A 4,457-nucleotide genomic window follows, 5' to 3' on the forward strand; every position below is an offset into this window, starting at 1 on the left:
GCCGTTGCTCGTCAGGTCCACACGACCAGTTCCACCGAAGTTGGGCACCAGCGGTGACACCAAGTCTTCCTTGAAGCCATAAACCTTCTGATAGAAAACACCGCCAATAAAGCGGAGCTGGCCCTTGCCCGCATCCATTTTGTAAGAGCAGGTTGCAGCGTAGTTGTCGCTCTTGATGTCGGTCTCCATGTTGGAGAACGCGCCGTTCCACACGCCGGGCGCAGTGTGCGCGCCCCAAGGCTGTGAGTAATCGACCATACAGTCGACACCCTGGACAACCTGGACCTTGCCGCCGATGCGCGGCACCCAATAATCCTCGGCTCCGTCAGCCGTGGTTCCGAAACCGAGGTCGGCCCCTCCGGGACCGCGCGCATTCTTGTACTTGCGATCCGGCATCACGAAAGTCGCTTCCGCTTCCGTGGCGAAAGGCGCTGGATCGAACAGCAGATCGATGTCGTAGCCGCCGCGCTCCAGGCCGCCGGCATGCGCCGGATGCATTGCCGCACCGATAAGAGTCAGCGAAAAGCACCCTGCCCCCAGCAGTGCTTTGAGCCGCAAAATGTTCATGGATTCCCTCCCCGAAAATACGCGGGATCAAGCTAGAACCAATTCGGGTAAATGGCGCAACAACGAATTCAGGGGCTGTACACGTACGCCCTTGACAGCTCGCATTTTCGCCATTGTACCCGGCCGCGAAATCGAGCCTAATCGCGGCCAATAGGTATCGATTGGCAGAAAAAAGCTGCAAAAACCTTTCAATGCAGCTCAAAAACAGGCCATTTTAGGGGAAAAAGGCCCCATTGTTACATTATGGCAACAATAGGGCCTAAAGTTTCCGTTTACGTCAAAATTAACGCAACGGCATGCCTATCTCGCAGGCAGATGACGCTTCGGAAAGTCGCTCTCCAGCGGGAGCGAATCTTGCCGTTCAGCCGGCGTCGCGAACCCTGGTCAAAGCGACCGAAAGCTTCTCCTGCGCCTCGCGATATTCGGCAAGCTTTTCGCGCTCGGCCTCGACCACTTCCTCCGGCGCGTTGGCGACGAACTTCTCGTTCGACAGCTTCTTGTGCAGGCGGGCGATCTCCTCGGTCACCTTGGCCAGTTCCTTCTGCAGCCGCGCGGCTTCGGCCGCAAGGTCGATCAGGCTGCCGAGCGGCAGAGAGATGGTTGCCTCGTTGAGGACGATCTGTGCCGAGCCCTTGGGCGGCGTCTCCGCCAGCGATATGCTGCCGATGCGCGCCAGGCGCTTGATCGCCTGGTCGTGGCGTTCGAGCCTCTCGCGCGTCGTTGCATTGGCGCCGATCACCGCCAAGGGCGCGATCGCTGCCGGCGGCACGTTCATTTCCGAGCGCACCGAGCGGATGCCCGAGACGAGATCGACCAGCCAGTTGATGTCGGCGGCCGCGTCGTCATCCTCGAAATCCGGCGACGGCCAGGCGGCGTGGCAAAGCAGCGAACCGCGCTCCTTGCCTTCGCCCGCCGTCTGTGCCCAGAGCTCCTCGGTCATGAACGGCATCATCGGATGCAAGAGCTTGTAGATCTCATCGAGCACGAAGGCGACGCAGGCACGGCTCTCAGCCTTGGCGGCTTCGTCCGTACCCATGAACACCGGCTTCAACAGTTCCAGATACCAGTCGCAGAACAGGTTCCACACGAAGCGGTAGGCGGCACCCGCCGCCTCGTTGAAGCGGTAGGTGGTGATGCCCTCGGTGACCGCGCGCGCCGCCCGCGTCAGCTCCGTCAGGATCCAGCGGTTGACCGCGAGCTTGGCGTCGTTCAGCCAGAAATCGTCGTTCCTGGCGACTTCGTTCATCTCGGCAAAGCGCGTCGCGTTCCAGAGCTTGGTGCCGAAATTGCGGTAGCCGGCGATGCGCGCCGGGTCGAGCTTCACGTCGCGCCCCTGCGCCGCCATCACGGTCAGGGTGAAGCGCAGCGCGTCGGCGCCATACTCGTCGATCAGATCGAGCGGGTCGATGACGTTGCCTTTCGACTTCGACATCTTCTGCCCGTTCTTGTCGCGCACGAGCGCGTGCACATAGACGGTGTGGAACGGCTCCTCGTCCATGAAGTGCAGACCCATCATCATCATGCGGGCAACCCAGAAGAAGATGATGTCGAAGCCGGTGACCAGCACATCGGTCTGATAGTAGGTCTTCAGCTCCTGCGTCTCGTCGGGCCAGCCAAGCGTCGAGAACGGCCACAGCGCCGAGGAGAACCAGGTATCGAGAACGTCCTCGTCGCGCGTCAGGATCTCGCCCGGCTGGAAATTCTCCAGCTTGTCCTCGACCCAGGCCTTCCACGGACCTTCCAGCGCCAGATAGTATTCGATCGCCGCGGCAAGCGCCTCTTCCTCGGTCTTCTCGACGAAGACGCGACCGTCCGGCCCGTACCAGGCAGGGATCTGGTGGCCCCACCAGAGCTGGCGCGAGATGCACCAGGGCTGGATGTTCTCCATCCAGTCGAAATAGGTCTTTTCCCAATTCTTCGGCACGAAGTTGGTACGACCTTCGCGCACGGAGGCGACCGCCGGCTTGGCGAGTTCTGCCGCGTTGACGTACCACTGGTCGGTCAGGAACGGCTCGATCGGCACGCCGCCGCGGTCGCCATGCGGCACCGTGTGGTGATGCGGCTCGACCTTGTCGAGGAAGCCGCCGGCTTCCATCAGCTCGACGATCTTCTTGCGCGCGACGAAGCGGTCGAGCCCGTCGAGCTCGTCCCAGACGGCGTGGCGCTCCGGCGTCACCTCTAGACCAGCGAGGTAGTCCTCATTGTCCTTGAGCTTGACGGCGGCTTCGACGGTCAGGATGTTGATCGCCGGCAGCTTGTGGCGCTTGCCGACCTCGAAGTCGTTGAAGTCGTGCGCCGGCGTGATCTTGACCGCGCCTGAGCCCTTCTCCGGGTCCGAATATTCATCGGCGACAATAGGAATCCGCCGGCCGACGATCGGCAGGATGACCTTCTTGCCGACCAGGTTGCGAAACCGTTCGTCATCGGGATGCACGGCCACCGCGGTGTCGCCGAGCATGGTTTCGGGACGCGTCGTGGCGACGGTGATGAATGTCTTCGGATTCTCGGGGTCGAACACCGCGCCTTCGACCGGATAGCGGAAATGCCAGAGATTGCCGTTGACCTCGTGCTGCTCGACCTCGAGATCGGAAATGGCGGTCAACAGCTTCGGATCCCAGTTCACAAGGCGCTTGTCCTTGTAGATCAACCCTTCCTTGTAGAGGGTGACGAAGACCTCCAGCACCGCCTTGGACAGGCCCTCGTCCATGGTGAAGCGCTCCCGGCTCCAGTCGGCCGAGGCGCCCAGCCGCTTCAGCTGGTTGAAGATCGCGCCGCCGGATTCGGCTTTCCACTCCCAGACCTTTTCGATGAACTCCTCGCGCGTCAGGTCGCGGCGATGGATCTGCCTTTCCATGAGCTGGCGCTCGACCACCATCTGCGTAGCGATGCCGGCATGATCCATGCCGGGCTGCCACAGCACGTTCTTGCCGCGCATGCGTTCGAAGCGCACCAGGATATCCTGCAGCGTGTTGTTGAGCGCATGGCCCATATGCAGCGAGCCGGTGACGTTCGGCGGCGGGATGACGATGGTGAAGGCTTCCGCCCCTTCCTCCGCGCCGGCGCCGGCGCGAAACGCGTCGGCCTCTTCCCAGATTTTGGCGATCTTCGGCTCGACGGTCTTGGCGTCGTAGGTTTTATCAAGCATGGAGGAATGGTCCGAGCTGTCGGGAATAAGCGTCCGGTGTAAATCGGAAGCTCTTGGCCGAGTCAACCGCGAGGAAGATAGTCCGTCTCGCCGAGATAGGCTTGCCGCGATCGACGGCAATCCCATGCGTCATCGCCAACGATCCCGCGGCCGCATTTTCCGGAAACGAAAGCGCCGCCCGACGGCGGTGCATTTTACCTTGAACGCGCGGATGAAATCACTGCGCGCCGCGCGCCACGCGCTCGATTTCCTCGCGCACCAGCCGTTCGACCAGCGTCGGCAGATTGTTGTCGAGCCAGTCCTGCAGCATCGGACGCAGCATCTCCTCGGCCATCTCGTCGAAGGTCTTCTTGCTGCGGCTGGCGAAGGCGTCGGAAAGCTCGCCGAACGCCGCCGCGACCTGCCGGCCCGCATGCTCGGAGAGGATCGCCGGCCGCGCCGACGGCGAGTCGGCTGACGATGGCGTCGAAACCTTGCCGGGCGCCGCGGTTTCGACAGTTGGCGCGGCAAGATCCTCCTCGTCGAGCTCGACTTCGGGCGCCGCTTCTGCCGGGCGCGCGGCCACCTTGGCCTTGACCGAGCTTCCGCCAACGGCGGCGATCTCGCGCCGCCAATCGGCGACGATCGTATCGGCGCTTTGCGGCGCGCTTGCCGCGGCAGCCGGCGCGTCGGGCTCCGCGGCGACCCTCGCCTCGACTTCGGCCAGAGAGTTGGGGGCCAGTGTGGCGGGGCCCGAGGTGGGGGG

The 4,457-nt window shown here is 62.8% G+C and carries 2 protein-coding genes and 1 pseudogene; all 3 read right to left on the reverse strand.

Annotated features, from left to right (window positions below; translation table 11 throughout):
- Positions 1-567, reverse strand: a pseudogene (locus EOA38_RS28940) (transporter); the annotation flags it as partial.
- Positions 568-928: 361 nt separating this feature from the next.
- On the reverse strand, positions 929-3,712 hold the full coding sequence (locus EOA38_RS28945) for a valine--tRNA ligase (protein WP_126093387.1): 2,784 nt from the start codon (positions 3,710-3,712) through the stop codon (positions 929-931).
- 217 nt (positions 3,713-3,929) lie between these two features.
- A partial coding sequence (locus EOA38_RS28950; protein WP_127300846.1) for a PopZ family protein occupies positions 3,930-4,457 on the reverse strand: 528 nt, incomplete at its 5' end.

It is taken from the genome of Mesorhizobium sp. M1E.F.Ca.ET.041.01.1.1, from assembly GCF_003997355.1.
In the GTDB taxonomy this organism is placed as follows: Bacteria; Pseudomonadota; Alphaproteobacteria; order Rhizobiales; family Rhizobiaceae; genus Mesorhizobium.